At 71.0% G+C, this 26,475-nt stretch carries 23 protein-coding genes and 1 tRNA gene; 4 read left to right on the top strand and 20 right to left on the bottom strand.

The window, feature by feature from the left end; genetic code table 11:
- Position 1: 1 nt before the first annotated feature.
- From ACFYNL_RS27600 to ACFYNL_RS27575, 6 genes are all read right to left on the bottom strand, one after another.
- On the bottom strand, positions 2-1,144 hold the full coding sequence (locus ACFYNL_RS27600) for a hypothetical protein (protein WP_388807744.1): 1,143 nt from the start codon (positions 1,142-1,144) through the stop codon (positions 2-4).
- A gap of 18 nt (positions 1,145-1,162) precedes the next feature.
- A complete protein-coding gene (locus ACFYNL_RS27595; RefSeq protein WP_388807743.1) occupies positions 1,163-1,573 on the bottom strand; it encodes a hypothetical protein in 411 nt (136 codons plus the stop codon).
- A 572-nt stretch (positions 1,574-2,145) separates the two neighbouring features.
- The gene (locus tag ACFYNL_RS27590) at positions 2,146-2,991 is read right to left on the bottom strand and encodes an EamA family transporter (protein ID WP_388807741.1); all 846 of its coding nucleotides are present in this window, start codon (positions 2,989-2,991) and stop codon (positions 2,146-2,148) included.
- Complete coding sequence (locus tag ACFYNL_RS27585) at positions 2,988-3,500, bottom strand: YbaK/EbsC family protein (RefSeq protein WP_388807740.1); 513 nt, start codon at positions 3,498-3,500, stop codon at positions 2,988-2,990. Before ACFYNL_RS27585 ends, ACFYNL_RS27590 begins: the two co-directional genes overlap by 4 nt.
- A gap of 136 nt (positions 3,501-3,636) precedes the next feature.
- On the bottom strand, positions 3,637-5,862 hold the full coding sequence (locus ACFYNL_RS27580; protein WP_388807739.1) for an MMPL family transporter: 2,226 nt from the start codon (positions 5,860-5,862) through the stop codon (positions 3,637-3,639).
- Positions 5,863-6,007: 145 nt separating this feature from the next.
- Positions 6,008-6,607, bottom strand: a complete 600-nt coding sequence (locus ACFYNL_RS27575) for a TetR/AcrR family transcriptional regulator (protein ID WP_388807738.1) — start codon at positions 6,605-6,607, stop codon at positions 6,008-6,010.
- Between the two features lie 197 nt (positions 6,608-6,804).
- On the opposite strand from ACFYNL_RS27575, the gene ACFYNL_RS27570 reads away from it, so the two are divergent.
- On the top strand, positions 6,805-10,038 hold the full coding sequence (locus ACFYNL_RS27570; RefSeq protein ID WP_388807737.1) for a S41 family peptidase: 3,234 nt from the start codon (positions 6,805-6,807) through the stop codon (positions 10,036-10,038).
- 86 nt (positions 10,039-10,124) lie between these two features.
- Here the strand turns inward: ACFYNL_RS27570 and ACFYNL_RS27565 are convergent, their stop codons facing one another.
- The 4 genes from ACFYNL_RS27565 to ACFYNL_RS27550 all read right to left on the bottom strand — a co-directional run bounded on the left by ACFYNL_RS27565 (position 10,125) and on the right by ACFYNL_RS27550 (position 13,731).
- Positions 10,125-10,307: a hypothetical protein gene (locus tag ACFYNL_RS27565; RefSeq protein ID WP_019755363.1), complete on the bottom strand. Its 183-nt coding sequence runs from the start codon at positions 10,305-10,307 to the stop codon at positions 10,125-10,127.
- Between the two features lie 87 nt (positions 10,308-10,394).
- On the bottom strand, positions 10,395-11,279 hold the full coding sequence (locus ACFYNL_RS27560) for an SDR family oxidoreductase (RefSeq protein ID WP_388807736.1): 885 nt from the start codon (positions 11,277-11,279) through the stop codon (positions 10,395-10,397).
- Positions 11,276-12,226: an alpha/beta fold hydrolase gene (locus tag ACFYNL_RS27555; protein WP_388807735.1), complete on the bottom strand. Its 951-nt coding sequence runs from the start codon at positions 12,224-12,226 to the stop codon at positions 11,276-11,278. The genes ACFYNL_RS27560 and ACFYNL_RS27555 overlap by 4 nt, the downstream gene beginning before the upstream one ends.
- The gene (locus ACFYNL_RS27550; protein ID WP_388807734.1) at positions 12,223-13,731 is read right to left on the bottom strand and encodes a flavin-containing monooxygenase; all 1,509 of its coding nucleotides are present in this window, start codon (positions 13,729-13,731) and stop codon (positions 12,223-12,225) included. Before ACFYNL_RS27550 ends, ACFYNL_RS27555 begins: the two co-directional genes overlap by 4 nt.
- A gap of 156 nt (positions 13,732-13,887) precedes the next feature.
- Between ACFYNL_RS27550 and ACFYNL_RS27545 the strand changes: the two genes are divergently transcribed.
- Positions 13,888-14,526 (top strand): MerR family transcriptional regulator, encoded by a 639-nt coding sequence (locus tag ACFYNL_RS27545; RefSeq protein ID WP_388807980.1) that lies wholly within the window; start codon positions 13,888-13,890, stop codon positions 14,524-14,526.
- A gap of 9 nt (positions 14,527-14,535) precedes the next feature.
- Here ACFYNL_RS27545 and ACFYNL_RS27540 read toward each other — a convergent pair whose 3' ends face one another.
- On the bottom strand, positions 14,536-15,339 hold the full coding sequence (locus tag ACFYNL_RS27540; protein ID WP_388807732.1) for an exodeoxyribonuclease III: 804 nt from the start codon (positions 15,337-15,339) through the stop codon (positions 14,536-14,538).
- A gap of 78 nt (positions 15,340-15,417) precedes the next feature.
- Here ACFYNL_RS27540 and ACFYNL_RS27535 point away from each other — a divergent pair, with 78 nt between their 5' ends.
- Complete coding sequence (locus tag ACFYNL_RS27535) at positions 15,418-15,894, top strand: GNAT family N-acetyltransferase (RefSeq protein ID WP_388807731.1); 477 nt, start codon at positions 15,418-15,420, stop codon at positions 15,892-15,894.
- Between the two features lie 12 nt (positions 15,895-15,906).
- Here ACFYNL_RS27535 and ACFYNL_RS27530 read toward each other — a convergent pair whose 3' ends face one another.
- The 8 genes from ACFYNL_RS27530 to galU form a co-directional block, all read right to left on the bottom strand.
- Positions 15,907-17,142 carry an MFS transporter gene (locus ACFYNL_RS27530; protein WP_388807730.1) on the bottom strand — a complete coding sequence of 412 codons (1,236 nt, stop codon included), beginning with the start codon at positions 17,140-17,142 and terminating at the stop codon, positions 15,907-15,909.
- A gap of 104 nt (positions 17,143-17,246) precedes the next feature.
- Positions 17,247-17,320: transfer RNA gene (locus ACFYNL_RS27525), tRNA-Ala, on the bottom strand.
- Positions 17,321-17,404: 84 nt separating this feature from the next.
- Positions 17,405-18,658, bottom strand: a complete 1,254-nt coding sequence (glpR, locus tag ACFYNL_RS27520) for a gephyrin-like molybdotransferase receptor GlpR (protein WP_388807729.1) — start codon at positions 18,656-18,658, stop codon at positions 17,405-17,407.
- A gap of 196 nt (positions 18,659-18,854) precedes the next feature.
- Positions 18,855-19,490, bottom strand: a complete 636-nt coding sequence (locus ACFYNL_RS27515; RefSeq protein WP_388807728.1) for a GNAT family N-acetyltransferase — start codon at positions 19,488-19,490, stop codon at positions 18,855-18,857.
- Positions 19,491-19,510: 20 nt separating this feature from the next.
- Complete coding sequence (locus tag ACFYNL_RS27510) at positions 19,511-20,011, bottom strand: molybdenum cofactor biosynthesis protein B (protein WP_388807727.1); 501 nt, start codon at positions 20,009-20,011, stop codon at positions 19,511-19,513.
- On the bottom strand, positions 20,008-20,520 hold the full coding sequence (gene moaC / locus ACFYNL_RS27505) for a cyclic pyranopterin monophosphate synthase MoaC (protein ID WP_388807725.1): 513 nt from the start codon (positions 20,518-20,520) through the stop codon (positions 20,008-20,010). The genes ACFYNL_RS27510 and moaC overlap by 4 nt, the downstream gene beginning before the upstream one ends.
- An 86-nt stretch (positions 20,521-20,606) precedes the next feature.
- Entirely contained in the window at positions 20,607-21,929 is a 1,323-nt protein-coding gene (glp, locus tag ACFYNL_RS27500; RefSeq protein ID WP_388807724.1) for a gephyrin-like molybdotransferase Glp, read from the bottom strand.
- Positions 21,930-21,933: 4 nt separating this feature from the next.
- Positions 21,934-22,836: a UTP--glucose-1-phosphate uridylyltransferase GalU gene (gene galU, locus ACFYNL_RS27495; protein WP_388807723.1), complete on the bottom strand. Its 903-nt coding sequence runs from the start codon at positions 22,834-22,836 to the stop codon at positions 21,934-21,936.
- Positions 22,837-22,967: 131 nt separating this feature from the next.
- Between galU and ACFYNL_RS27490 the strand changes: the two genes are divergently transcribed.
- Positions 22,968-23,549, top strand: a complete 582-nt coding sequence (locus ACFYNL_RS27490) for a 5-formyltetrahydrofolate cyclo-ligase (protein ID WP_388807979.1) — start codon at positions 22,968-22,970, stop codon at positions 23,547-23,549.
- Positions 23,550-23,623: 74 nt separating this feature from the next.
- Here ACFYNL_RS27490 and ACFYNL_RS27485 read toward each other — a convergent pair whose 3' ends face one another.
- Positions 23,624-26,410, bottom strand: coding sequence for a penicillin acylase family protein (locus tag ACFYNL_RS27485; RefSeq protein WP_388807722.1), 2,787 nt, complete (start codon positions 26,408-26,410; stop codon positions 23,624-23,626).
- Between the last annotated feature and the right edge of the window lie 65 nt (positions 26,411-26,475).

Below are 26,475 nucleotides of genomic sequence, written 5' to 3'. Positions count from 1 at the left end.
CTCAGGCGACCACCCGGTTGTCGTAGCCGGCGGAGCCGGCCTCGGGGAAGCCGTCCGCCGACGAGAAGCCGTTGACCGCAGCGGACAGCACCGCCCCGAGTCCGGTGATGGCCATCATGGTCGCGTCGAACGCCTTCACCAGAGCGGCGAACCTCTCGATCATCATGACGGCCTGGGCGGCGGCCAGGGCGAACATGGCGACGGACGCCGCCTGCCCGCCGACGGGGATGGCGTTGACCGCCGTGGCCGCGGCCATGTTGGCCATCCAGATGATCGCCATGTCGGCGAGGAAGACGACCCCGGCCTTGAGGACTTCCGCAAGCTGGAACACCTGACGCGCCGCCGCGTCGTAACAGGACTGCAGGGAGTCGAAAGTCTCCTTGAAGTCGGCGAGTTTCCCGCCGAACTCGTCGAAGTAGACCTTCGCGGCGTCGTACGCGTTGCCCTGCCAGGTGACGCCGACGTTCGTGGTGCCCTTCTTCAGGTTCGCGGCCATCGCGTCGCAGAACGAGCCGAGGTTTCCCCAGACTTCGGCGCAGTCCTTGTACTTGTTCCAGTCGCCCAGAACCCAGTTGTTGATCTCGCCGAAGACGTCGTAGCCGAAGAGCAGTTTCACCGCCTCCACGGCCACGGTCGACGGGCTGCCCAGGTCCAGGACGGTGCCGAGGGTCTTCTGGACCGGGTTCATGTTGTATTCGTCGACGTGCCCCTGGCCGTACTTGACGAGCGGGTTGTCGCTGTCCCCCGCGGGTTTCTTGAGGGCCGCCGACGCGTCCTGGGCGTCGGCGAAGTCGCTCCCGTTGCCGCCCCCGGACGGTGCGCCCCCGCCGCCCTTGGAGCCCGGGTAGGTGGCGTCCATCTTCGCGGCGGTCTCCGTGTCCGTCTCACGGTAGTACGTGGCGGACCTGGACAGTTCCGACTGGGAGGAGCGCAGGACGCTCTGCACCTTCCCCAGGGCCTCCTTGGCGGAGTCCACGTACTGGTCGTGGTTGCCCGCGACGAGATCCCAGAGTTGTCCTCCGGCCGCCTTGTCGATCTGCGCGTTGTTGGTCGTGTACTCCACGGCCTTCGCGGCGCCGTCGGCGCCGCGCGACACGAGCGAGGCGAAGCCCTGGATCGCGTCCGGCTCTACTTCGAAACCCACGGTCGTCCCCTGCCCCCGTCAGTACAGTGACCAGCCCCGGCCGTCATGCCGGGACTTGTGGCTGTCGCCCTCGCCGGGCGCGGCGCGTCGTTCCTCGTCGATCCGCTCCTGCTCCGCCGCGATCGCACGCCTGCCCTCCGCGGCCAGCTCCTCGCGCTGGGCCTCGGTGAGTGAAGCCCACTTCTCCGCCATGGGGGCCGCCCGCTCGATCAACTGGTCGGCGTACGCGGACACGTTCACCGCGTCCCGCAGGCCGACCCGCCCGGAGAGGACCTCCTGCGCCATCTCCTTCAGGGCGTCGCCGCCGTGTCCCGCGGCGAGGGTCTCCAGGGACTTGCGCAGCAGCCTCGCCTGCGCGGGGTCGCCCTGGGACATCTCCAGGAGTTCGGAGTCGTCGAACTGCCTGCCCGAGTCCCGGCTCTCGGTCACATCTTCCCCTTCGGGTCGATCGCGGATGCCGTCCGGCGTGAACCAGGATGCCGTGCGCGGCACCGCCGATGCACCGGAATCACAGATCCGTCACCGGACCTCACGGGTGACAGGCCGTCGGCCCGGTCCGGACGAGGGCCCGGGGGGTCCTAGGGGGTGTCTCGCCGATCATCGGATCGTTGGTCCGGTCGTGAGGGATGAGGAGATTTCTGACGCCGCGTGGGCGGTGATTGATGACGGTATCGAGGTGCCCCATATGGGTTCTGGCGTCTCCGCAGGCGTGCCTGCGACGCCCTTCCCGCGTTGCGCAGGATGCCTGATTATCCGGACCGCAGAGTCGGAGGATGAGAATGAAAGCTCGTAGGGCCCAAATCGCTGCTGTCAGCCTGCTCCTGGCAGGATTCATGGCTCCCGCAGCACAAGCACAGGCCGATGATGATGCTGATCTGCTTAATCTGATCAATTCGTGCGCTATTAACGCCGACGTGAACGTTCCAGTTTTTTCGACACAGCCCCTCGAGCAGGCCCAGAGCGTGTGCGACGAGGCGGAGGACTAGATGATGGGCTAGCCCCTAGCCCCCGTGCAGCATGAGCCCGATCCCTATGACCAGCAGTCCGGCCGCCGCGATCCGCGGTGCGCCGAACCGCTCCTTGAAGAAGACCGCGCCGATCGCCGCGCCCACGATGATCGACGACTCCCTCAGGGCTGCGATCGGCGCGAGTTCGGCCTTGGTCTGGGCCCACAGGACCAGGCCGTAGGCGGCGACGGAGAGCGCGGCGCCCAGCAGTCCGAGGGCGGCGAAGGGCCGCAGGACGGCCGTCGTCTCCCCGCGCCAGCGCCGGACGGCGTACGCGGGGATGGCGAGGCCCTCGATCAGCATGAGCCAGGCGATGTAGCCGAGTGCCGTGCCGGAGGCCCGTACGCCGAGACCGTCCAGGACGGTGTACGCCGCGATGCTGAACCCGGTCGCCAGCGCCGCGCCGATCGCCGCCCGGTCGGGCCGGTGCCCGCGCAGCCCCCACAGGGCGACGCCGGTGAGCCCGGCGCAGGAGACGGCGATGCCGGCGGCCGCCCATCCGTCCGGCACCTCGTGCGCGACGACGGCGGCGAGTACGGCGACCACGAGCGGTGCGGTGCCACGCGCGATCGGGTAGGCCTGACCGAAGTCACCGAGCCGGAAGGACTGCATCAGCAGCACGCGGTAGACGACGTGGACCAGGCCCGACACGAGGAGGTACGGCCACGCCCCCGCCGCCGGGAACGCGGCGAAGGGCACGAGGGCCGCGCCGATCAGCGCCCCGCCGCCGGCGATGAGGGTGAACCCGACCAGCTTGTCGGTGATCCGGTGGGCGATGGCGTTCCAGCCGGCGTGGGTGACGGCCGCCAGCAGGACGGCGGTCGTGACCAGAGGGGTCACGAAGTCCGCTCGCGCACGTCCACCAGGGTGCCGCCGGCGTGTGCGACAAGGGCGTCGGGGGCCATGGGGAAGACGGTGTGCGGGGTGCCGGCGGCGGCCCACACGACGTCGTGCTCCAGCAGTGACCGGTCGGCGAGCACCCGGGTCCGCGTACGGTGCCCGAAGGGCGGCACCCCTCCGATGGCGTACCCGGTCGTCTCCCGTACGACGTCCGCCTGGGCCCGCGTGACCTCGCCGGCGCCGAGCTCACGCCGCACCCGCTCGACGTCGACGCGTGAGGCGCCGTCCATCAGCACCAGCACCGGCACCCCGTCGGCGGCGAAGACGAGCGACTTGCAGATCTGGCTGAGTTCGCAGCCGATCGCCGCGGCGGCCTCGGCGGCGGTACGGGTCGCGTCCGGGAAGCGCCGGATCCGGGCGTGCAGTTCACCCAGGCCGAGCTCTTCCAGAGCGGCGGCGAACCGGGGGTGCGCCCCGGACTCTTCGGTGTCAGTGGCGGCTGTCGTCATGCAGGGCACGCTAGCGGTCGGTGTACGGTGCACGCGACCGGGTTCCGGGAAGGCCGGCCGTCAGAGCCATGGAAGAAGCCGGTGAGGGCCCCGTCCCCACGGAGCCCTCACCGGCCGGCCTGCCTCGACGGGTCGGTCAGACGTGTACCGGCGCGCGGTCGTCGGCCGGGTTCCTCGACTCGTCCCCGGCGCGCAGGCCCTCGCCCTCGACGTCCACGTTCGGCAGGGCGCGGTCCAGCCACGTGGGCAGCCACCAGGCCTTCTTGCCGAGCAGGGCCAGGACCGCCGGGACGATGGCCATCCGCACCACGAAGGCGTCGAAGAACACCGCGATGGCCAGGCCGAAGCCGATCATCTTGACCATGGACTCGCTGGAGCCGATGAAGCCGGCGAACACCGCCATCATGATCACGGCGGCGGCCGTCACCACGCGGGCGCCGTGCCGGAAGCCGGTGACCACGGCCTGGCTCGGCTTCTCGCCGTGGACGTACGCCTCGCGCATCCGCGTCACGAGGAACACCTCGTAGTCCATCGCCAGGCCGAAGACCACACCGACCATGAAGATCGGCATCATCGACATCACCGGGCCGGTCTCCTCCACGCCCATCAGGCCGGAGAGCCAACCCCACTGGAAGACCGCGACCACCGCGCCCAGCGCCGCCATCACGCTCAGCAGGAATCCGAGCGCCGCCTTCAGCGGGACCAGGATCGAGCGGAAGACCAGGATCAGCAGGAGGAAGGCGAGGCCGACGACCAGGGCCAGGTACGGCAGCAGCGCGTCGTTCAGCTTCTCGGAGACGTCGATGTTCATCGCCGTCGAGCCGGTGACCAGCACGGTCGCGTCCGTGTCGGCCTTCACTCGCGTGCCCTGGTCGCGAATGGCGTGCACGAGGTCCTCCGTCGCCACGGAGGAGGGCTTGGCGTCCGGGATCACCGTGATCGTCGCGGTGTCGCCCGCCTTGTTGGGCGTCGCCGGCGTCACCGTGACGACGTTCTCGATGCCCTTGATGTCCTCGCCGACCGTCTTGAACACGCCGCTCGGGTCGTCGCTCCCCTTCGCGTCGACCACGACCATCAGCGGGCCGTTGAAGCCGGGGCCGAAGCCCTCGGAGAGCAGGTCGTAGGCGCGGCGCTGGGTCGTGGACGTCGGCTGCGAGCCGTCGTCGGGCAGGCCCAGCTCCAGGGAGGTCGCGGGCACCGCGGCCGCGCCGAGGCCGATGACGCCGAGCAGCAGGACGGCGACCGGCCGGCGGACGACGAAGCTCGCCCAGCGCGTGCCCATGTTCGGCTTGGCGGTGCCGGAGGCGGCCTTCTTCTCGGCCCGCTTCCCGCCCATCCAGCGGCTCTTCCTCCCCGCGGGCCGCACCTTGCGGCCGGCGTAGCCGAGCAGGGCCGGGACCATGGTCAGGGCGATGAGCACCGCGATCACGACCGTGCCGGCGGCCGCGACACCCATCTTCGTCAGCATCGGGATGTTGACGACGGACAGGCCCACCAGCGCGATCACCACGGTCAGGCCCGCGAAGACCACCGCCGAGCCCGCGGTGCCGACGGCCCGGCCGGCCGCCTCCTCGCGCTCACGGCCCTCGGCGAGTTCCGCGCGGTAGCGGGAGACGATGAACAGGGCGTAGTCGATACCGACGGCGAGGCCGATCATCATCGCCAGCGTCGAGGTCGTGGAGCCCAGTTCGAGCGCGCTCGCCAGCGCGGTGATCGTCGAGATGCCGATGCCGACGCCGATCAGGGCGGTCAGCAGCGGGAGCCCGGCCGCGACCAGCGAGCCGAAGGTGATCACGAGGACGACCGCTGCGACCGCGATGCCGATGATCTCGGTGGTGCCGGTCTCGGGTGTCGTCTGGAGCGCGTCACCGCCGACCTCCACGGTCAGCCCGGCGTCCCGCGCGTGCTGCGCGGTGTCCTGAAGGGCCTCGCGTGAGGAGTCCTTCAGTTCCATGCCGGAGACCTCGTACTTCACCGACGCGTACGCGATCGTGCCGTCCTTGCTGACGGCCTTGGTGGTGTAGGGGTCGGCGACGGAGGCCACCTCGGAGCCGTCGGACAGTTCCTTGACGGTCTCCTTCACGGTCGCCTTGTTCGCGGCGTCCGTCATCTTCTGGCCGTCCGGCGCCTTGAAGACGACCCGGGCGGTGGCGCCGTCGGCGCTCATCCCGGGGAAGCGCTGCTCCAGCAGGTCGAAGGCTTTCTGCGCCTCGGTGCCGGGGACCGAGAAGGACGTGGAGCCCGCGGTGGGGGCGCTGGCCGCGCCGACACCCGCGAGGGTGAGCAGCGCGACCCATATGAGGGCGACGAAGTGCCGTCGCCTGAAGGCGAGTCGGCCGAGTTTGTAGAGAAACGTGGCCACGAAGGCGTCTCCCGGTCAGGTCGTGGGTCGGTACGTGGGCAGGGGTGATCAGCCCGACGACGTGAGCGGTTACGTCAGGTGGAGGGCTCGTTCAGGGGACTTGTCAGGTGACGGGAATCAGCCGACGGGGATCGGCCGACGGCAGTCAGTTGACGGCAACGCCGAGGGCGGGGAGGACCACGGCGTCGATGTACGACTTGAGGAAGGCCTGCGTGGGCGGCTGATCGTCGATCAGGGTGCGGGTGGCGAAGGCGCCGACCAGCATGTGCACGACGTAGTCCAGTGCCGGGCAGTCGGCGCGGACCTCGCCGCGGTCGACGGCCCGCCGCACCATCCGCTGGAACTCCTCCATCTCCGGTTCGATCAGCAGTTCCTTGAACGCCGTCAGGAGGTCCGGGTTGGCGTGCACCGCCATGAACAGCCCTCGCATCAGCGCGGCGTTCTGCTGCATGGCGCAGTCGTCCTCGCGTGCCGTCAGGGCATGGAGGTCTCCCCGCAGGGTTCCGGTGTCGATGTCGGCGATGCTGCCCGGCTTGTTGTGCCGGATCGCCTTCGCCACCAGCTCGGGCTTGCCGCCCCACTGGCGGTAGAGCGTCGCCTTGCTGGACCGGGTGCGGGCCGCCACGGCGTCCATGGTGAGGGCGTCGTAGCCGACCTCCCGGAGCAGGTCGAGCACGGCCTCGTACAACTCGGCCTCACGCTCAGGGGTGATGCGGCTGCGACGTGCGGTCGGGGCCTCGGTCACCGTCCTCACCTTCCCACTCCGAACGACACGGTTTCGTACACCAAGAAGGTACCCCACCCCCTTACGAAACGAAACCGTTTCGTACGTGTCCTGGGTCACGCGGGGTCTCGGCCACCGGCGCCCGGGGCACCCCAGGCCGACGGCCGACCGGTTCGACACGACTTGCCCCCATACGCCCCCGGGCGAAGCATGGGGAGGTGAGCTACCTGCGCCTACCGCATCTGAGCGGCGACCTGCTGTGCTTCGTGGCCGAGGACGACCTGTGGCTGGCCCCCCTCGACGGTCCGGGCCGTGCCTGGCGGCTCACCGTGGACCGCACCAAGACCGGCCACCCCCGTTTCTCCCCCGACGGGCGGCACATCGCGTACACGAGCTGGCGGAGCCTGGTCCCCGAGGTCCACCTGGTCCCGGTGGACGGCGGCCCGGCCACCCGGCTCACCCACTGGGGCTCCGCGGACACCCAGGTCCGCGGCTGGACGCCGGACGGCGTGATCCTCGCCGTCGCCTCCCACGGCGAGCCCTTCTCCCACTACACCTGGGCCTACAAGGTCCGCACCGACGGCGACCCGGGCCGCAAGCTCCCCTGGGGCCCCTGCTCCGACATCCAGGTCGCCGACCTCGACGGCGAGCGCAAGACCCTGCTCCTCACCGGCACCCCGCCGCACGAACCTGCCTCCTGGAAGCGCTACCGGGGCGGGGCGACGGGCCGCCTGTGGCTGCACGGCGAGCGCCTGCTCCCGGACATCGGCGGCCACCTCCACTCCCCCATGTTCGTCGGCGGCCGTATCGCCTTCCTCTGCGACCACGAGGGCGTCGGCAACCTCTACTCCTGCGCCCACGACGGCTCCGACCTGCGCCGTCACACCGACCACGACGCCTTCTACGCCCGGCACGCCGCCAGTGACGGCACCCGGGTGGTGTACCAGTGCGCGGGCGACCTGTGGATCGTGGACGACCTCGCCGCCGACTCCGAGCCGCGCAGACTCGACGTACGGCTGAGCGGGCCGCGCGCGGGCCGCCGCGCCTACCAGGTGCCCGCCGCCCAGCACGTCGACGGCATCTCCGTGGACGAGACGGGACGCGCGAGCGCCGTCGTCGTACGCGGCAGCCTGTACTGGCTGACCCACCGCGACGGCCCGGCCCGCACCCTCACCGACACCCCCGGCGTCCGGGTCCGGCTTCCGGAGATGCTCGGCTCCGTCGGCCAGGTCGCGTACGTGACGGACGCGGAAGGGGAGGACGCCGTCGAGATCGCCTACCTGCCCCGGGCCACCGGCGAGCGCGGGCCGCGCCGACTCGCCTCGGGCGAGCTGGGCCGGGTCCTGGAGATGGTCGCCGACCCGAACGGGGAACGCCTCGCGATCGCCTCCCACGACGGACGGCTCCTCCTGCTGGACGTCACGGAGGACTCCAACGGCGAGGTCACCGAGGTGATCCGGTCGGTCAACGGGCCCGTACGCGACCTGGCCTTCTCCCCGGACGGCAGCTGGCTGACCTGGTCCCACCCCTTGATCGGACGCTCCCTGCGCCAGATCAAGCTGGCCCGGATCAAGGACCGCCTCATCGTCGACGTCACAACCGGCCGCTTCGAGGACGAGAACCCGGTGTTCACGCGGGACGGCCGTTACCTCGCCTTCCTCTCCTGGCGGGGCTTCGACCCGGTGTACGACGTGCACACCGGCGACCTGTCCTTCCCGCTGGGCTGCCGCCCCTACCTGGTGCCGCTGTCCTCCGCGACCCCCTCCCCCTTCGCCCTGAACCCCGAGGGCCGCCCCGCGGCCGGCGGTCTGGACCCCCTGGACGACGAGGAGGGCGGGGAGGCCGGGACGACGACCGTCGAGGCAGAAGGGCTGGAGAGCAGGGTCACGCCGTTCCCGGTCGCCGCCTCCAAGTACTCGGCGCTGCACCCGGTCGCGGGCGGTGGACTGGTCTGGCTGCGCTGGCCGATCTCGGGCGCGCTCGGCGAGACGTTCGCCAACCCGGACGACACGACCGGACGGCCGACCCTGGAGCACTTCACCATCGGCAAGGCGAAGAAGACCGAACTCGTCGACCATCTCGACTGGTTCGCGGTGAGCGGCGACGGCACCCGCCTGGTCCTGGTCGACGAGGGCGACCTGCGGGCGGTGCCCGCCAGTGAGTCCGGTGACAGCGACTCGACGGTCTGGATCGACTCGCGCCGCATCCTGCACGAGGTGGACCCGGCGGCCGAGTGGAAGCAGGCGTACGAAGAGGCGGGCCGGCTGATCCGGGCGTACTTCTGGGAACCGGACATGTGCGGCATCGACTGGGACGCCGTTCTCGCCCAGTACCGCCCGCTCGTCGAACGGGTCGCCTCCCCCGACGAGTTCGCGGACCTGCTGCGCGAGGTGCTGGGTGAACTCGGCACCTCGCACGCCTACGTCTCCGCCGCCCGCCGCAACGAGGGCCCGCCGCACTACCAGCGCTGGCAGGGCCTGCTCGGCGCCAACTTCGTACGCCGGGACGAGGGCTGGGTGGTCAAGCGGATCCTGCCGGGCGAGTCCTCCGACTCCAAGGCCCGTTCCCCGCTGGCCGGCACCGGCATCCGGCAGGGCGCGGTCCTCACCCATGTCGACGGACGCCCGGTGGACCCGGTCACCGGCCCCTACCCGCTCCTGGCCGGCGCCGGCGGCACCACGGTGGAGCTGACGTTCACCCCCGCGGAGGGCGAGGCGGGCCGTGCCCGCCGTGTGGCGGTGGTCCCCCTGATCGACGAACGGCCCCTGCGCTACCAGGACTGGGTCGCCAAACGCCGGTCCGTCGTCAGGGACTTGAGCGGCGGCCGCTGCGGCTACCTCCACATCCCGGACATGGGCGGCTCCGGCTGGGCCCAGTTCAACCGGGACCTGCGCATGGAGATGTCACGCCCCGCCCTGATCGTCGACGTGCGCGGCAACGCGGGCGGCCACATCAGCGAACTGGTCATGGAGAAGCTGACCCGCACGATCCTGGGCTGGGACCTCACACGCAACGCCCAGCCCGTGTCGTACGCCTCCAACGCCCCGCGCGGCCCGGTGGTCGCCCTCGCGGACGAGGCAACCTCGTCCGACGGCGACATGATCACGGCCGCCTTCAAGCTGCTGAGACTGGGCCCGGTCGTCGGCCAGCGCACCTGGGGCGGAGTCGTCGGCATGACCGGCCGCCACCGCCTGGGCGACGGCACGGTGATCACGGTCCCGATGAACGCGGCGTGGTTCGACGCGTACGGCTGGTCCGTCGAGAACAAGGGTGTGACCCCCGACGTCGAGGTCCTGCGCACCCCGCTGGACTGGGCGGAGGGCCGCCACGCCCAGCTGACGGACGCGGTGGAACTGGCCCTGAAGCTCCTGGAGACCAACCCCCCGGCGACGCCGCCCGGCTATGCACACGTACCGGACCGCTCACGACCGAAGCTTCCGCCACGCCCTTGAGGGGCGAAGGGCACTGCACGATCGGGACAGGCGAAACGCGGGGCACCCACCCTCAGGGGGCGCCCCGCGTTCAACGGGCGCGACGACTACCGGTCGTAGTCCTCGTCGAAGCGCTCGTGGTCCTCACGCTCACGCTCGCGCATCCGCTCGGACTCCTCGTCCCGCTGCGGCCGCTGCTGGCGCCCACGCTGCTGAGCCTGCTCCCGCGCCTGCTGCGCACGCTGCTGCAGCTGCTCGGACTTCTCCTGGAACTGGTCCTTCATGCCCATGTGGGTTCACTCCCGTAGTGGGTGGGGGTAGGCCCCTCGGTGGGGCCTCGACCAGGTTCACACGGGCCATCACCCCCCGCATGTCGATCAGTTACGCCGTGTGACGCGCTCCTGCTCATCGGCGGCGCCGCCCGCTCCGACCAGCCCCGACCGCATCCCGTCCAGGCGTCCGGCGAACCGCCGCATCTCGCGCTGCCCCACGGTCCCGATGATCCCCGGCAGGTATCCGCGCACGCCCTGCATCCCGCGCAGCCACCACTGCCCGTACACATGGCTCGACCGCCGCTCGATCCCGGCCACGATCCGGTCGACCGCCGGCCCCAGCGGATAGGTCTTGTTCGACGGCCACGGCAGCCGCTTCCTCAACTCCCGCATGACCTCGTCCTGATCGGCTCCGCGCACCATGTCGGTGTCGGTCCAGGACAGGTACCCGACCCCCACCCGCACGCCCCGGTGGCCGACCTCGGCCCGCAGGCTGTGCGCGTACGCCTCCACCCCGGACTTGGAGGCGCAGTACGCCGTCATCATGGGCGCCGGAGTGATGGCGGCCAGCGAGGCGATCTGCAGCAGGTAGCCCCGGCTCTCCATCAGCACCGGCAGGAAGGCCCTGGCCGTCACCGCCGACCCGATGAGGTTGACCTCGATGACCCGCCGCCACGCCTGCGGATCGGAGTCGACGAACGGTCCGCCGGTCGCGACACCCGCGTTGGCCACGACGATGTCGACCTTTCCGAACCGCTCCTTGACCTCCCGCGCCACCCGTGCCATCGCCTCGTGGTCGGTGACATCGGCATGCCAGTGGTCGCTGTCGCCGTGCAGCCGTTCGCAGACCTGCTTGAGGAGGTCCGGCTCAAGACCGACGAGCGCCACCTTCGCGCCCCGTGCGGAGAGCTTGCGGGCGAGCAACTCGCCGACGCCCCGCGCCGCCCCGGTGACGACGGCGACCTGTCCTTCGAGGCTCACCCTGCTCATGCGCCCTCCTTCACCTGCGGGTACGTGTCGGCCTGCTGGTTCCCGCCCCGCGCGTACGTCGTGACGAGCTCCCGTATCCTCCCGGTCACCACCGCGGGCGCCTCCACGGGTGTCATGTGCCCGAGGCCGGGCAGTTCGGTGACGCCGAGGCAGTTCGGCAGCGCGGCGGCCAGGGAGCGCGCGTGCACCGGCGGGGTGAGCCGGTCGGCCGTGCCGACGATCACCGCGGTCGGCATCGCCAACTCCCGTGCCCCGTGGTCGAGGTCGAGCAGGTCGAGCACGTGCGACCAGGCGTGGCGGACCTTGCGCGGACACGCGTGCACGATCCGCGCGCACGCCTCGACCATGTGCGGGGCCGAACCCGGTCCCATCGTCGCGTACTTGAGGATCGCCCTCGCCAGTGGTGTGACCGGCCCGAGCGGCGCCCGTGATCCGAGGATGTGCTTGGTCAGCCAGGTCCGCAGCCGCCCCGGCCGCATCGGTACGACCGTCGACTCGGCGACCAGCCGTGAGGCGCCGGTGCTGCACAGCAGGACCGCGGCCGCGTGCTCGCGCAGCGCCGGGCGGGTGGCGGCGGCCATCACCGTCATGCCGCCCATGGAGTGCCCGACCAGCACGGCACGTTCACCGGGCGCGAGGGTCGCCTTCAGTACGGCTTCCAGGTCGTCGGCGAGGGCGTCGGTGCTGCACGCCGGGCTCGCCGGGCTGCGTCCGTGGCCGCGCTGGTCGTAGGCGATGACCCGGTGGTCGACGGCGAGGTCGCGTATCTGCGCAGCCCAGAAGGCGGTCGAGCAGGTCCAGCCGTGCGCGAGGACGACGGCGGGCGCGCCCTCGGGGCCGTGGACCTCCGTGTGCAGCCGGGCGCCGTCGGCGGAGACCGCCGTCAGCTCACGGGCCGCGACGGGTGGGGCGTACGGACCGGACTTCACGTGCATGAGACGGCTCACGCGGACACCTCGCTGTTCTCCTGGGATTCCTTGACCGCGGCACGGACCACGGCGTACTCCGACAGATCCACGCGCCGCACGGCCCGCCGGAACTCGGTCGTCGTACCGGGCCAGACGGTGGTGTTACGGCCGTTCGCGTCGAGGTACCAGCTCGTGCACCCGCCGGTGTTCCACACCGTCCGCTTCATCCGGTCCTGGACCTTCCGGTTCCAGGCGGACACGGCGCTCGGCCGCGCGTCGAGGGCCACCCTGCCGCCGAGGACGTCCAACTGCCGTACGAAGTCGGCCAGATAGTTCAGCTGGGACTCGATCATCAGGATCATCGAGGAGTTCCCGAGCCCCGTGTTGGGCCCGATGATGGTCATCCAGTTCGGGAACCCCGCGGCCGAGGCACCGCGCAGCGCCTCCATCCCGCCCTTCCAGACCTCGGCGAGCGTCCTGCCCTCAACGCCCACCACCCGCTCGGCGATCGGCATGTCGGTGACATGGAACCCCGTACCGAAGACGATCACGTCGGCCTCGGCCTCACTGCCGTCGGCGGCGACGAGGGTCGAGCCGCGGATCTCGCTCAGACCGCCGGCGACGACGTCCACGTTGGGCTGGGCGAGTGCCGGGTAGTACGCGCTGCTCAGCAGGATCCGCTTGCAGCCGATGCGGTAGTCGGGCGTCAGCTTGGCGCGCAGGACGGGGTCCTTGATGGACCGGGCCATGTTGCGCCTGGCCAGCCGCTCGACCAGGCCGAGCTCGTTCGGGCGCTTGGTGAACGCCTGGACCTGCAACTCCCGGATGCCCCACAGCAGTCCGCGGCGCAGCTGCGCGGTGGCGGGCAGGGCGCGGTGCAGGGCGCGTTCGGCGCCGCTGATGGCGCGGTCCATACGGGGCATGACCCAGGGCGGAGTGCGCTGGAAGACGGTCAGCCGAGAGACCTCGGGCTGGATGGACGGCACGATCTGGATGGCGGAGGCGCCGGTGCCGACCATGGCGACGCGCTTGCCGCGCAGGTCGAGCCCGTGATCCCAGCGGGCGGAGTGGAAGACCTCGCCGGGGAAGGAGTCCAGGCCCGGGATGTCGGGGATCTTCGGGTCGGACAGCGGCCCGGTGGCGGAGACGACGAGGTCGGCCGAGAGTTCCCCGCTGCTGGTCTCGATGTCCCAGCACAGCCGCTCGCCGTTCCAGGTCATCCGCTTCACCTCCGAGTCGAAGCGGATGTGGGGGCGCAGTCCGAAGACGTCCGTGACGTGCTCCAGGTAGGCGCGGATGTGCTCCTGCCCGGAGAAGGTGCGCGGCCAGTCGGGGTTGGGCGCGAAGGAGAAGGAGTACAGATGGGAGGGCACGTCGCAGGCGCACCCCGGATAGCTGTTGTCCCGCCATGTGCCGCCGACGCTGCCGGCCCGCTCCAGGACGACGAAGTCGGTGACGCCCTCGCGCCGCAGCCGCACGGCGGCACCCAGCCCACCGAACCCGGACCCGACCACCGCGACCCGCACATGTTCGCGTTCGGCCATGCCTGTGCCTCCCACACTCCACCGGAACCGCGCCAGTGAACACTGGCACAATGGGGAGAGTAGAGGAGGACCGTACCGACCGGTAGGGGGCGGCCGAGGAAAGTTACCCCCGGTACGAACTAGGGTGCCCAGGTGACCGAGAAGCGTGAATACCGCATGGAGGAGCTGGCCCGCCTGGCCGGCATCACGGTGCGCACCCTGCGCTTCTACCGCGAACGCAAACTGATCCCACCGCCCCGCCGCGAGGGTCGCATCGCCTGGTACGACGACCACCACCTGGCCCGCCTGCGCACCATCGCGGCCCTGCTGGAACGCGGCCACACCCTCACGGGCATCGCGGAGCTGGCGGAGGCCCTCGACAACGGCCGGGACGTCGCCGACGTCCTCGGTGTCGCCCCCACCGAGGAGGAGCCGGTCCGCCTCACCCCCGAGGAACTCGCCGCCCGCTTCGAGGGCCAGGTCACCCCCGAGAACCTCGCCGCCGCCCTGGAGCTCGGCTACCTGGGCACCGACGGCGACGAGATCGTCCACATCAGCCGCCGCCTGCTGGACGTCTCCTCGGCCCTGGTCGGCGAGGGCATCCCCCTCGCGGAGGTGCTGGCAGCGGGCAAACGCGTCCGCGAACACGTCGACGACCTCGCCGAGATGTTCGCCGACCTGGTCCTGCGCCACACCGGCGAGGACGACCTGCAACGCCTGCGCCCGCTCGCCCGGAGCGTCGTGGAGGCCGAGCTGTCCCTGGCACTGGACCGACGGCTGCGCAAGCAGAGCGGGCGGGAGCAGGGTCCGTCCTAGAGCGAGGCCCTAGCGGTCGTAGACCACCGTCACCGGCGCGTGGTCCGACCAGCGCTCGGCATGCGTCGCCGCGCGCTCGACGTACCCCTTGAGCGCCCTGGCGGCGAGCCCCGGCGTGGCCATCTGGTAGTCGATGCGCCATCCGGTGTCGTTGTCGAAGGCCCGCCCCCGGTACGACCACCAGGAGTAGGGCCCCTCCTCGTCCGGGTGCAGGGCGCGTACGACGTCGACGTAGCCGCCGTCCGCCGGGTCCAGCACGCGGGAGAGCCACTCCCGCTCCTCCGGCAGGAAACCGGAGTTCTTGGTGTTGCCGCGCCAGTTCTTCAGGTCGGCCTTCTGGTGGGCGATGTTCCAGTCACCGCAGACGACGACCTCGCGCCCGTCGGCGGCGGCGCGCTCGCGCAGTCCCTTGAGGTGGGCGAGGAACTCGCCCATGAAGCGGACCTTCTCGTCCTGCCGCTCGGTGCCGACCTCTCCGGACGGCAGGTAGAGGGAGGCGACCGTCACACCCGGCAGGTCGGCCTCGACATAACGCCCGCTGTCGTCGAACTCGCTCGACCCGAAACCGACCTGGACGCGGTCGGGCTCACGACGGGTGTAGAGGGAGACACCGGCCCGGCCCTTGGCGGCGGCGGGCGCGTGCACGACGTGCCAGCCGTCCGGGCTGCCGGCCTGCTCGGGCAGCTGCTGCGGCTCGGCGCGCACCTCCTGCAGGCACAGCACATCGGCCTCGGTACCGGCGAGCCACTCCACGAAACCCTTCTTCGCGGCGGCCCGCAGCCCGTTCACATTCACAGAGGTCACAGTGAGCACCCCGGCACGATACCGGCACACTGGAACGAGTCCGATTCTGGACCCCTACTGAAATCGAGCTCCTATACCGTGTTTGGCATGCACATACGCCGCGTCTCGTTCGACCACCCCGACGCCGTCAAGCTCAACGACCAGGTCCAGGCCGAGTACGGCGTCCGCTACGGCGACGGCGGCGACGCCACCCCGCTGGCCCCCACGGACTTCGATCCGCCGAAGGGCCTGTACCTGATCGCGTACGACCTTCTCGGCGGCCCCGTCGCCTCCGGCGGCTGGCGCGCCCAGGACGAGAACGGCGAGGGCAACCTCGACGGGGACGCCGAGCTGAAGCGGATGTACGTCGTCGAGGACATGCGCGGGCGGGGCCTCGCGCGGCGCATCCTGGCCGCGCTGGAGGAGGACGCGCGGGCGGCGGGCCGCAGGCGCATGGTGCTGGAGACCGGGGCCAGGCAGCCGGAGGCGGTGGCTCTGTACACGTCCAGCGGGTACGAGCCGTGCGCCAAGTTCGGCTACTACCGCTTCCATGAGCTGAGCATGTGCTTCGCCAAGGCGCTGTGAGACGGGCCGGCGTCAGCCGTCCCCCGCACGCCGGTTGACGCGGTACACGTCCGGCACGCACAGATTCAGGACGACGGCGGCCACGACGAGCCCCGCGCACGCCACCAGCACACCCCGGTTGTCCCACACGCCCACCGCGAGGGCGGTCAGCACATAGCCGAGCGGGATCGCCAGCCGTTCGCCGACGCTGTTGAAGGCGCTCATGCGCCCCAACTCCCGCTGCGGTACGTGCTGTTGGAACGCGGTCGCCCACGTGACGATCGCCATATCGAGCCCGACCCCCGCGAGAAACGTGGCCAGCATCACCCAGGGCAGCGGCAGTTGCCACCCCAGGGTGAGCAACGGCATGGCGAGCGGCATCCCCGTCACGACGGACACCAGGAGCAGCCGGTACGGCCGCCAGCGCAGACACACCACCGTCCCCGCCAGCAGCCCGGCCGCGAACGCGGCCTGCACCAGCCCCCAGTCCCGCGCCCCCGCGTAGTGCTGGGCCGCTACGACCGGCCCGAGCAGCTGAAAGCCCGCCAGCCAGGCGGCCACGAGGACGGCCCCGGCCGCCGTGTAGGTCCACAACCAGGTACGCGACCAGAAGCCGCGCCATCCCTCCCGCAGATCACGCAGCGCACCGGTGACGGTGACGGGCGCGTCCAGCCGCAGCCCGAGCAGCAGTACGGCGGCCACGGCGAACGTCAGCGCGTCCCAGGCCAGCGCCCAGGCCGGGCCGCCGGCAGCGACGACGACTCCGCCGACGGCCGGTCCCAGCACCTTGACGGCGTTGCCCGGCAGCCTGAGCAGGGCGCCGGCCTGCTGCATGTGCTCCGCGGGGACGATCTGGCCCACGGCGCCCTGGGCGGCGGGCACGGTGCAGGCCACCGCCGCCCCTGAGACGAAGCCGCAGGCCGCGATGGAACCGGTCGACGCCTGCCCCGTGGCGACGATCACAGCGAGCGCCCCCTGGGCGGCTGCCGCCACGAGATTGCCGAGGAAGAGCATCCGGCTGCGGGACAGCCGGTCCGCGAGCACTCCGCCCACGAGGAGGAGCAGAACGGTCGGCACGGTGTTGGTGGTCAGCACCAGACCGAGATCCCCGGCACCGCCGCCCTCCCCGATCACGGAGTAGGCGAGCGCGAGGGGGGCCATGGCCGACCCGGTGGCGGAGACGAGGTTGGCCGCCCAAAACCGCCGGAAGGCCGCGGTCCGCAGCGGCGCCGAGCGGTTCACCGGTAAGTCCGCGGCGACCTTCTCCATGCCTCCCCCTCAGAGCATGCGCCTGGACACAAAAAGATCCCGCCCGATCGGTGATCGGACGGGATCTTTCCAACTCCCCAGGTTTCCCCGGAGGGTTGTTGCGGTGGACCTGAGGGGATTTGAACCCCTGGCCCCCTCGATGCGAACGAGGTGCGCTACCGGACTGCGCCACAGGCCCTTGCAACGAGTGAAACTTTAGCACCCCGATCGGCCTGCTCAAAAATCCGTTTCCGGTCGGCCGACCTGCGCGGCGGATGCCCCGTCACTCGTTGGCCGCGCGCGGCCGGTCGCCGTCCTCGTACTGGTCGAACAGCGGGGTGCGGCCCCGCTCGCGGGCCCGGCGGGCGGAGGCCGCCGTGGGGCCCGCCCCGCGTGAGCGGGTCCGAGCGTGGGGAAGGGCGTCGCCTCGCCCGCCGCCGTCGGCCCGCTCCTCTCCGCCGGCCGTAGCGGCCGACTCGGCCTCACCGTCGGCCTCGGTGGAGCCGGCGCCCGCCTCCCGGTCCCGGGCGACGGAACTGGACCGCGCCGAGCTCCACGCGTCCGGAGCGCCGAGATCGACGTCGGAGGTCGCCCGCGGGGCGACCGGCGCGGTCACGTACGTCGGCAACGGCACCGGGACCGGGTCCCAGCTCTCCCCGTGCCCCGGCCGACGCTGCCGCTCGCGCTGCTGGTCGACCCACTCGGCGTGATCGGTCTGCTCGACCAGGGCGCGCCGGTCCGCCGCGAGCGCGGACAGCCCGGTGTCGGTGCCTGGTTCGGACCCCTCGTCGGATTCGTCGACGCCGTCACCGCCGTCGGCCGGGCCGCGCCGGCGGGACTGGCGGGCGTGCTCACGCAGCCGCTGCGCGGCGGCCTCGGCCTGGCGCCGGTCCATCTGGTACGCGAAGCGGCGGCGCTCCTGGCTGCGCAGGTACGCGATGTAGCCGCTGAGCAGCACGGCGGGAACGCCGGGCGCCCACAGGAACGCGAGCCCTCCGATGGCGGCGACGACCGCGCCGAGGGTGAAGGCGAGGAAGAGCACCATGGTGGTGCGCCGTCGGCGCGCGAGCACCTTGGTGCGCCGGGCCCGGGCCGCGGCCGCCTCCGAGGACGGGGGCCGGCGGGCGGCGGGCACCCGCTTGCGCTCGGCGTCCGAGGGGCCGGTGTCCGCTTCGGATGCGCTGGTGCCGCCGCGTTCCGGTGCCTGTCTGGAGCCGGATTCGGGCGCCTGTGCCTGGACCGCCGCCTGGGTCTGCGGACGGGTCGGAGGCATGGCGAAGGCCCGGACGTCCACCGACTCGGTGACATCGCCCGGTTCATCGGCGTCGGGCTCCCCCTCGTCGGCGGAGCGCGCGCGCAGGTCCTTGGCGTATCGGCGCTCCATCCCCGCCCGTCCGGACAGCAACCGGATGGCTGTGCTGAAGCGTTCCGTCGGACGGGCCTCGTTCAGCTCGTCCTGCCTACGGAGCCACATCGGCACCAAGTAGGCGGCCCAGGCCCCGACAATGACTGCGTAGATGAGGCCGCTGCTGCTCACGCCTCACACGGTAGAGGGGTTTGCGTGAGGCCATCTGCCAATTGAGCCGGTGTGTCGCACGATCTGGCTGATATTTCGAACTTTTTTTGTGACCGATGCGATCAGCAGCCCTCCGAGGGGGCGAATTTAATGCCCCGAGCCGGTCATCAGGCGATCAATTTCGAACATGTATTCAATTTCCGGGGATGGCGGCCCCCTACGCGGGATTCCCCCGGGTGTTCTGCGGCTTCGTCCGCGGCTCCTCCTGGGAGCGTGCCCGGTGCCAGCGGCCCAGCAACCCGTCCGGCACCTCTTCCGCCGTGAGCGCGAAGACGAGATGGTCGCGCCAGGCTCCGTCGATGTGGAGATATCGCGGACGCAGCCCCTCCTCGCGGAATCCGAGTTTCTCCACGACCCGGCGGCTGGGCCGGTTCTCGGGGCGAATGCAGACCTCGATGCGGTGCAGGCCGACCGTGCGGAAACAGTGGTCCACGACGAGCGCCACGGCGGTCGGCATCACCCCGCGGCCCGCCACGGCCTCGTCCACCCAGTAGCCGACGTGCCCGGAGCACATCGAACCCCAGGTGATCCCGGCGACCGTCAACTGCCCGACCAGCCGCCCCTGGTACTCGATGACGAACGGCAGCATCCGGCCCGCGCTCGCCTCGGACCTGAGGTGACGGACCATCTGGCGGTAGGTCGGCCGGTGTGCGACCGGCCCGCTGGGCGTGGGCGGCGGAATCGTCGCCTCCCACGGGCGCAGCCAGTCGCGGTTGCGCCGGTTGACCTCGCGCCAGGCCCGTTGGTCGCGCATCTTTATCGGCCGGAGGACGACATCGCCGTCCCCCAGCACGACGGGCCAGGATGGGCTGTTCAGCTCGCACCCCCGCTGCTGGGTCTGGGGTGGTCGCCGCCACGGATCTGGTCGACGGCGTGGATCAGGAGGGGCTCCAGGACGGCCAGGCCGTCCTTGACCCCGCCGGTCGAGCCCGGCAGGTTGACGATCAGCGTCCTTCGCGCCACTCCCGCCAGGCCCCGCGACAGCACCGCGGTCGGCACCTTCTCCCGTCCGAACGCCCGGATCGCCTCGGCGATGCCCGGCACCTCGTGATCGATCACCGCACGGGTCGCCTCGGGGGTGCGGTCGGTGGGCGAGATGCCGGTCCCGCCGGTCGTCACGATGACGTCGTACCCGGCGTCGACCCCGGCGTGCAGCGCCGCCCGGACCGGATCGCCGTCCGGCACGACCTGCGGCCCGTCGACGGCGAACCCGAGGCGCCCGAGGCCGTCGGCGACCAGTGGGCCGCCCTTGTCCTCGTAGACCCCGGCGGCGGCCCGGTTGGAGGCGGTGACCACAAGAGCGCGATATGTCATGCCCGGCTCCAGTCTCCCGACTTGCCGCCCGTCTTCTCCTCGACCCGCACGTCCGTGATGACCGCTGTCTTGTCGACCGCCTTCACCATGTCGATCACGGTGAGCGCGGCGACCGAGACCGCGGTGAGGGCCTCCATCTCGACGCCCGTGCGGTCGGTGGTCTTCACGGTCGCCCGGATCTCCACGGCGTCGTCCGCGACCGACAGGTCCAGTTTCACACCGGACACCGCGAGCGGGTGGCACAGCGGGATCAGGTCCGGTGTGCGCTTGGCGCCCATGATGCCCGCGATACGCGCGGTGGCGAGGGCGTCGCCCTTGGGTACTCCCTCGCCGCGCAGCAGCTCGACGACGCGGGGCGAGACGAGGACGCGTCCGCTGGCGCGGGCCGTACGCGCGGTCACGTCCTTCTCCGAGACGTCGACCATACGGGCCGCGCCCGCGTCGTCGATGTGCGTGAGTCGGTCCTGCACAGGGGGTCCGGGGGTCTCCCCCCGGGAAGGCACAGTCATGATCGTGTGGCGCTCCCGGTCCGGGCCCGTCGCGGTGCGGCGCACGGGCCTGCTGTGCGCGACACGGTACCGCCAACCAGCACGGCTCAGCCGAGCAGGACCACCTCGACCTCGGCACCGGGCTCGACGCTCTCCACGTCCTCGGGGACGACGATCAGCGCGTCCGCGTGGGCGAGGGCCGCGATCAGATGGGATCCGGCGCCGCCGACCGGCCGCACCTCGCCGTCGGCGTACGTCCCGCGCAGGAACTGTCGGCGCCCCTTCGGGGAACTCAGGGCCTCGTCCGCCACGAGCTTCGCCGTGGTGGACGGCCGGTGCACGTCGTCCAGGCCCATCAGGGTGCGGATCGCGGGACGCACGAACAGCTCGAAGGAGACGTACGACGACACCGGGTTGCCCGGGAGCGCGAGCAGCGGGATGTGGTCGGGGCCGATGGAGCCGAAGCCCTGGGGCTTGCCCGGTTGCATGGCGAGCTTGCGGAACTCCACGCCGCTGCCGGGCTCGTCCTCGTCACCGACGTGCGACAGCGCCTCCTTGACCACGTCGTACGCCCCGACGCTCACGCCGCCTGTGGTGACCATGAGGTCGGCGCGGACCAGCTGGTCCTCGATGGTGGAGCGCAGCGTCTCGGCGTCGTCGGCGACGGCTCCGACGCGGTAGGCGATGGCGCCGGCGTCCCGGGCGGCCGCGGTGAGGGCGAAGCTGTTGGAGTCGTAGATCTGGCCGTCGGCCAGCTCCTCGCCGGGCTGGACGAGTTCGCTGCCGGTGGAGAGGACGACCACGCGCGGACGCGGGCGCACGCGGACGCTGCCGCGACCGATCGCGGCGAGCAGGGCGATCTGCGGCGGCCCGAGGATCGTGCCGGCTTCCAGCGCCCGGACTCCGGCCTTCACGTCGCTGCCCTCGGCGCGCACGTGCGCGCGTGCCTCGGCCGGCCGGTAGACGTGCACCTCGCCGGCGGCGGCCTCGGGGGCCAGGCTGCGGGCGCGCATGCCGGTGACGGGGCCCTCGCCGAGTCCGCCGTCGGTCCACTCGACGGGGACCACGGTCTCGGCGCCCGGAGGCAACGGGGCGCCGGTCATGATGCGGGCGGCCTGGCCGGGGCCCACGTGGAGCAGCTCGGCCTGGCCCGCCGCGACGTCCCCGACGACCTCCAGGACGGCGGGGAACTCCTCGCTCGCGCCCGCGACATCCGCGACCCGCACCGCGTACCCGTCCATGGAGCTGTTGTCGAACGGCGGCAGGGAGACCGGCACCGTGACGTCGTCGACCAGGACGCAGCCCTGGGCGTCGAGCAGTTGCAGCTCGATGGGTTCGAGGGGGCGGACGGTCGCGAGGATGTCCTCCAGGTGCTCGTCCACCGACCAGAGGTGGTCCGGAGCGGCGGGGCGGGGCGCGGCGGTGCTCAACTGGCTACATCTCCTCGGCTACGAAACTGCGAAGCCAGGTCCGGAACTCCGGGCCCAGGTCTTCACGTTCGCATGCGAGTCTGACAATGGCACGCAGGTAGTCGCCGCGGTCGCCGGTGTCATAGCGGCGGCCCTTGAAGACGACGCCGTGCACGGGGCCGCCGACCTTCTCGTCCGCGGCGAGCTGCTGGAGGGCGTCGGTGAGCTGGATCTCGCCGCCGCGGCCCGGCTCGGTCTTGCGCAGTATGTCGAAGATCTGCGGGGCCAGGACGTAGCGGCCGATGACCGCGTAGTTCGACGGTGCGTCGGCCGCGTCCGGCTTCTCGACCAGGCCGCTGACCCTGACGACGTCCCCGTCCTCGGTCTCCTCGACGACCGCACAGCCGTAGAGGTGGATCTGCTCGGGCGCGACCTCCATCAGGGCGATGACGCTGCCGCCGTGCCGCTCCTGGACCTCGATCATCCGCTTGAGCAGCGGGTCGCGGGCGTCGATCAGGTCGTCGCCGAGCAGGACGGCGAAGGGCTCGTCTCCGACGTGCGGGGCGGCGCACAGCACGGCGTGGCCGAGGCCCCTGGGGTCGCCCTGGCGGACGTAGTGCATGGTGGCGAGGTCGCTGGACTCCTGGACCTTGGCGAGCCGTTCGGCGTCGCCCTTCTTCTCCAGGGCCGACTCGAGTTCGTAGTTGCGGTCGAAGTGGTCCTCAAGGGGGCGCTTGTTGCGGCCCGTGATCATGAGGACGTCGTCGAGGCCGGCGGAGACGGCCTCTTCGACCACGTACTGGATCGCCGGCTTGTCCACGACCGGCAGCATCTCCTTGGGAGTGGCTTTGGTGGCCGGCAGGAAGCGGGTACCGAGACCCGCTGCGGGGATGACAGCCTTGCTGATCCGAGGGTTGGACTGAGTCATGTCCGCAACCTTATCCGGTGCCTTTGGAGGGAATCTGAGGCTCCGGTTATTTGGCTCTCATATGAGCACATTGGGAAGGGTACGAAGGCGACTTGAGTCACAACGGACGCGGAACCGAGCCTGACAAGCGCATGTTGCGGCGGGAGTTCCTCGTGGTGAGAAACAGGTTGACGGCGGATGACGTGCGGGAATCGGCGGTCGCGCTGGCGGGACGGGCCCTGGAGCTGCCCGAGCTGGCGCACGCGCGCACGGTCGCGGCGTACGTCTCGGTAGGGAGCGAGCCCGGCACGCTCGCGCTGCTCGACGCGCTGCGCGCGCGGGGCGTACGCGTCCTGCTGCCCGCCCTGCTGCCGGACAACGACCTGGACTGGGGCGCGTACACGGGAGAGGGCTCCCTGGCCCGCGTCCAACACGGCGCCAGGATGGCGCTCTTCGAGCCCGCGGGGGAACGTCTCGGCCCGCAGGCCGTGACCGAGGCCGACGTCGTGCTGCTGCCGGGCCTCGCGGTCGACGCGCGCGGGATGCGGCTGGGCCGCGGCGGCGGGTCGTACGACCGTGTACTCGCCCGGCTGGAGAAAGCGGGGGCCCGTCCGTCGCTCGTGGTGCTGCTGTACGACGCCGAGGTCGTGGAGCACGTCCCCCGGGAGCCGCACGACCGGCCGGTGGACGCGGCCGTGACGCCCTCGGGTGTGCACCGGTTCCGGGCGCCCTGATCCCGCCACGCCCTTGATGCCCGAGGGCCCTCCACGCGCGCGTGGAGGGCCCTCGAACGTTCGCCGTCAGCGGGTCACGGCTTGAGCACCAGGGTGTCGCTCGTGCTCTTGGTGACCGCGTCGTCCGAGAACGACCAGTCGAGCAGCTCACCGTCGGCCCACTTGTCCGTCTGGTCGGTGTAGTGGGCGTTGTAGGCGTGCCCGGAGGCACCGGTGAGGTTGATCCACTTCGACTTGTCGAGGTCGCCGAGGTTGACCACCATCCGCATCGACGGGACCCAGACCACGCCGTAGCCGCCCGCGGCGTTCCAGCCGGTGGCGTTGACCGTGCCCTCGCCGCCGCTGAGCTTCCAGGGGCCGCGGTTGAGGACGTACTGGAGGAAGCCGGGGCCCGCCGTGCCGAGGGTCTGGTTCTTCAGGAACAGGCGGTGCAGCCGGCCCCAGCTCCAGGTGTCGATGTCCTTGCCGAGCTTCGCGGTCAGCTCCCAGCGGGCGTCGATCATCGCGCGCTTGAACAGCTGGTCACGGTCGGTGGCCCCGGGGCGGGTGCCCGACTTCGGGGTGCTCCACCAGTCGCTGTCGTCGTCGTCCATGAGGACCCGCACGACCTCGAACCAGCGGTCGCCGCCGTCCGGCTGCGCCTGCTCCGCCTCACGCTCGCCGCACTCGCGGACGTTCTCCGCCTCGTCGGCGGGGCCGGTGGTGTTGACGGGGTCGACGTACAGGCACTGGCCCTTGACCCGCAGTTCCTTGGGCAGCTTGTTGCCGAAGGCGAGCTTGAGGATGTTGCGCCAGACCGAGTTGAAGTAGGCCGCCGCCGCGGAGTCGGCGTCCTGGGTGTAGTCCCACCCCTCCAGGAGCTCCTGGGCCTCTCGGACGTCCTCGTCCTCGATGTCGATCTTCAGCAGCTTGGGCACGAGCAGCTTGGCGATCTCGCTGCTGTTGTCGAGCTGCATCTGGCGCATGTCCTCGGTGGAGATCTTGCCGCCGCCGTCGATCTTCGACTGGATCAGGTCGGTGATGCGCTGGCTGCGGGCGCCGTAGCCCCAGTCCGTGGTGAGCGTGTAGGGGTACTTGTCCTTGTCGACCACGGCCTGGTTGGCGGTGACGATGTAGCCGCGGGCCGGGTCGTACTCGTACGGCAGCTCGTCCTCGTCGATGTAGCCGGTCCAGCGGGACCGCGAGTCCCACCCCGGTGCCGGGACCGAGCCGTCGTAGCCCTTGGCCCGCGTGGGGATCTTGCCGGGCAGCGTGTAGCCGATGTGGTCCTTGGTGTCGGCGTAGACCAGGTTCTGCGAGGGGACGTCGAACAGGGCGGCCGCGGCACGGAAGTCGTTCCAGTTCGCCGCCTTGTCCATGGCGAAGACGGCGTCCATGGAGGTGCCCGGGTCGAGCGCGGTCCAGCGCAGCGAGATGCCGTAGCCGTCGCCGCGGTCGGGGGCGGCGGTGTCGACGGTGGCCTTCTTGCCGACCTTGACCAGCTCGGAGCTGCGGTCGGAGAGCAGGGGGCCGTTGTTCGTCTCGCGGACGACGATCTTCTTGGACGTGCCGCCGGCGACCGCGATGGTCTCCTCGCGCGTCTTGAAGGGCACCGTCTTGCCGTCCAGCAGGTAGCCGTCGCCGGAGAGCTTCTCCAGGTAGAGGTCGGTGACGTCGACGCCGGAGTTGGTCATGCCCCAGGAGATGTTCTGGTTGTGGCCGATGATCACGCCGGGCATGCCCGCGAAGGTGTAGCCGCTGACGTCGAACTGGCACGTGCTGGAGACCGAGCGGCAGTGCAGGCCCATCTGGTACCAGACGGACGGCAGCGAGGCCGACAGGTGCGGGTCGTTGGCCAGCAGCGGCTTGCCGGTGATGGTGTGCTTCCCGGCGACCACCCAGGAGTTGGAGCCGATGCCGTTGCCGTTCACGCCGACGGCCGTGGGGAGGCCGTCCAGGACCTTCTGAAGGCCCGAGAGCTGGCTCTGCAGGCTCGCGGTGCCGGAGCCGGAGGGACCGGAGGCCGTACCCGTCGAGGCGCCCGTGGAGCCGTTCGCCGACCCGGTGGACGACCCCGCGGTGGACGCGGAGCCGCCCGGCTGGAACGCCTTGGTCAGCTCGTCGTACCGGCCCGTCTGGACGATCGCCTTGTTCCGGCTGTACGGGTACTGCGGGTACAGGTCCGCGATCTCCTTGGGGCCGAGGCGGCTGGTCATCAGCGCCCGGTCGATCTCGTCCTGCATGTTGCCGCGCAGGTCCCAGGCCATCGCCTTCAGCCAGGCGATCGAGTCGACCGGGGTCCACTTCTGCGGCTTGTAGTCGTTGGTGAACCCCAGAGCCGCGTACTCCAGGGAGATGTCCTTGCTGCCCTTGCCCGCCAGGTAGGCGTTGACGCCCTTGGCGTACGCCTGCAGGTACTTCTTGGTGGAGGCCGACAGCGTCTTGTCGTACTCCTGCTCGGCGATCCGGTCCCAGCCCAGGGTGCGCAGGAACTCGTCGTTGTCGACCTGGCTCTTGCCGAACATCTCCGACAGGCGCCCGGACGTCATGTGGCGGCGTACGTCCATCTCGTAGAACCGGTCCTGAGCCTGGACGTAGCCCTGCGCCATGAACAGGTCCTCGTCGGAGGAGGCGTAGATCTGCGGGATGCCGTAGCCGTCACGTTTGACGTCGACGGGTCCGGACAGGCCGTCGAGCGTGATCGAGCCCTTGGTCTGCGGGAAGGAGGCGCGCACGGTGCTGATGGACCAGTACGCCCCGCCGGTCACGCCTGCCAGGACGGCCAGGACCAGCACGAGCACGAACAGACGGGCTCTGCGCCCCTTCTTCCTGCCGGACTTGCCGGGCTGCTGACCCGTGGAGGCGGTGGTGTTGGGGGGCATCGCTGTCCTTGCTGTCCTAACGCGAGCGGCAAAGCGGGCTGTCCTTTTGAATGAGCGCTGGAGCA

This window comes from Streptomyces sp. NPDC007808 (assembly GCF_042868655.1).
In the GTDB taxonomy this organism is placed as follows: domain Bacteria; phylum Actinomycetota; class Actinomycetes; order Streptomycetales; family Streptomycetaceae; genus Streptomyces.
Note: the sequence above shows the minus strand (reverse complement) of the source record. Positions and strands in the feature narration are given on the sequence as shown.

Bases quoted from the DNA above. Each gene is read 5' to 3' on its own strand.
- ACFYNL_RS27585 (WP_388807740.1), bottom strand. From the start codon at position 3,500: ATGACGACAGCCGCCACTGACACCGAAGAGTCCGGGGCGCACCCCCGG.
- ACFYNL_RS27565 (WP_019755363.1), bottom strand. From the start codon at position 10,307: ATGGGCATGAAGGACCAGTTCCAGGAGAAGTCCGAGCAGCTGCAGCAG.
- ACFYNL_RS27560 (WP_388807736.1), bottom strand. From the start codon at position 11,279: ATGAGCAGGGTGAGCCTCGAAGGACAGGTCGCCGTCGTCACCGGGGCG.
- ACFYNL_RS27550 (WP_388807734.1), bottom strand. From the start codon at position 13,731: ATGGCCGAACGCGAACATGTGCGGGTCGCGGTGGTCGGGTCCGGGTTC.
- ACFYNL_RS27545 (WP_388807980.1), top strand. From the start codon at position 13,888: ATGGAGGAGCTGGCCCGCCTGGCCGGCATCACGGTGCGCACCCTGCGC.
- ACFYNL_RS27535 (WP_388807731.1), top strand. From the start codon at position 15,418: ATGCACATACGCCGCGTCTCGTTCGACCACCCCGACGCCGTCAAGCTC.
- ACFYNL_RS27530 (WP_388807730.1), bottom strand. From the start codon at position 17,142: ATGGAGAAGGTCGCCGCGGACTTACCGGTGAACCGCTCGGCGCCGCTG.
- ACFYNL_RS27510 (WP_388807727.1), bottom strand. From the start codon at position 20,011: ATGACATATCGCGCTCTTGTGGTCACCGCCTCCAACCGGGCCGCCGCC.
- moaC (WP_388807725.1), bottom strand. From the start codon at position 20,520: ATGACTGTGCCTTCCCGGGGGGAGACCCCCGGACCCCCTGTGCAGGAC.
- galU (WP_388807723.1), bottom strand. From the start codon at position 22,836: ATGACTCAGTCCAACCCTCGGATCAGCAAGGCTGTCATCCCCGCAGCG.
- ACFYNL_RS27490 (WP_388807979.1), top strand. From the start codon at position 22,968: ATGTTGCGGCGGGAGTTCCTCGTGGTGAGAAACAGGTTGACGGCGGAT.
- ACFYNL_RS27485 (WP_388807722.1), bottom strand. From the start codon at position 26,410: ATGCCCCCCAACACCACCGCCTCCACGGGTCAGCAGCCCGGCAAGTCC.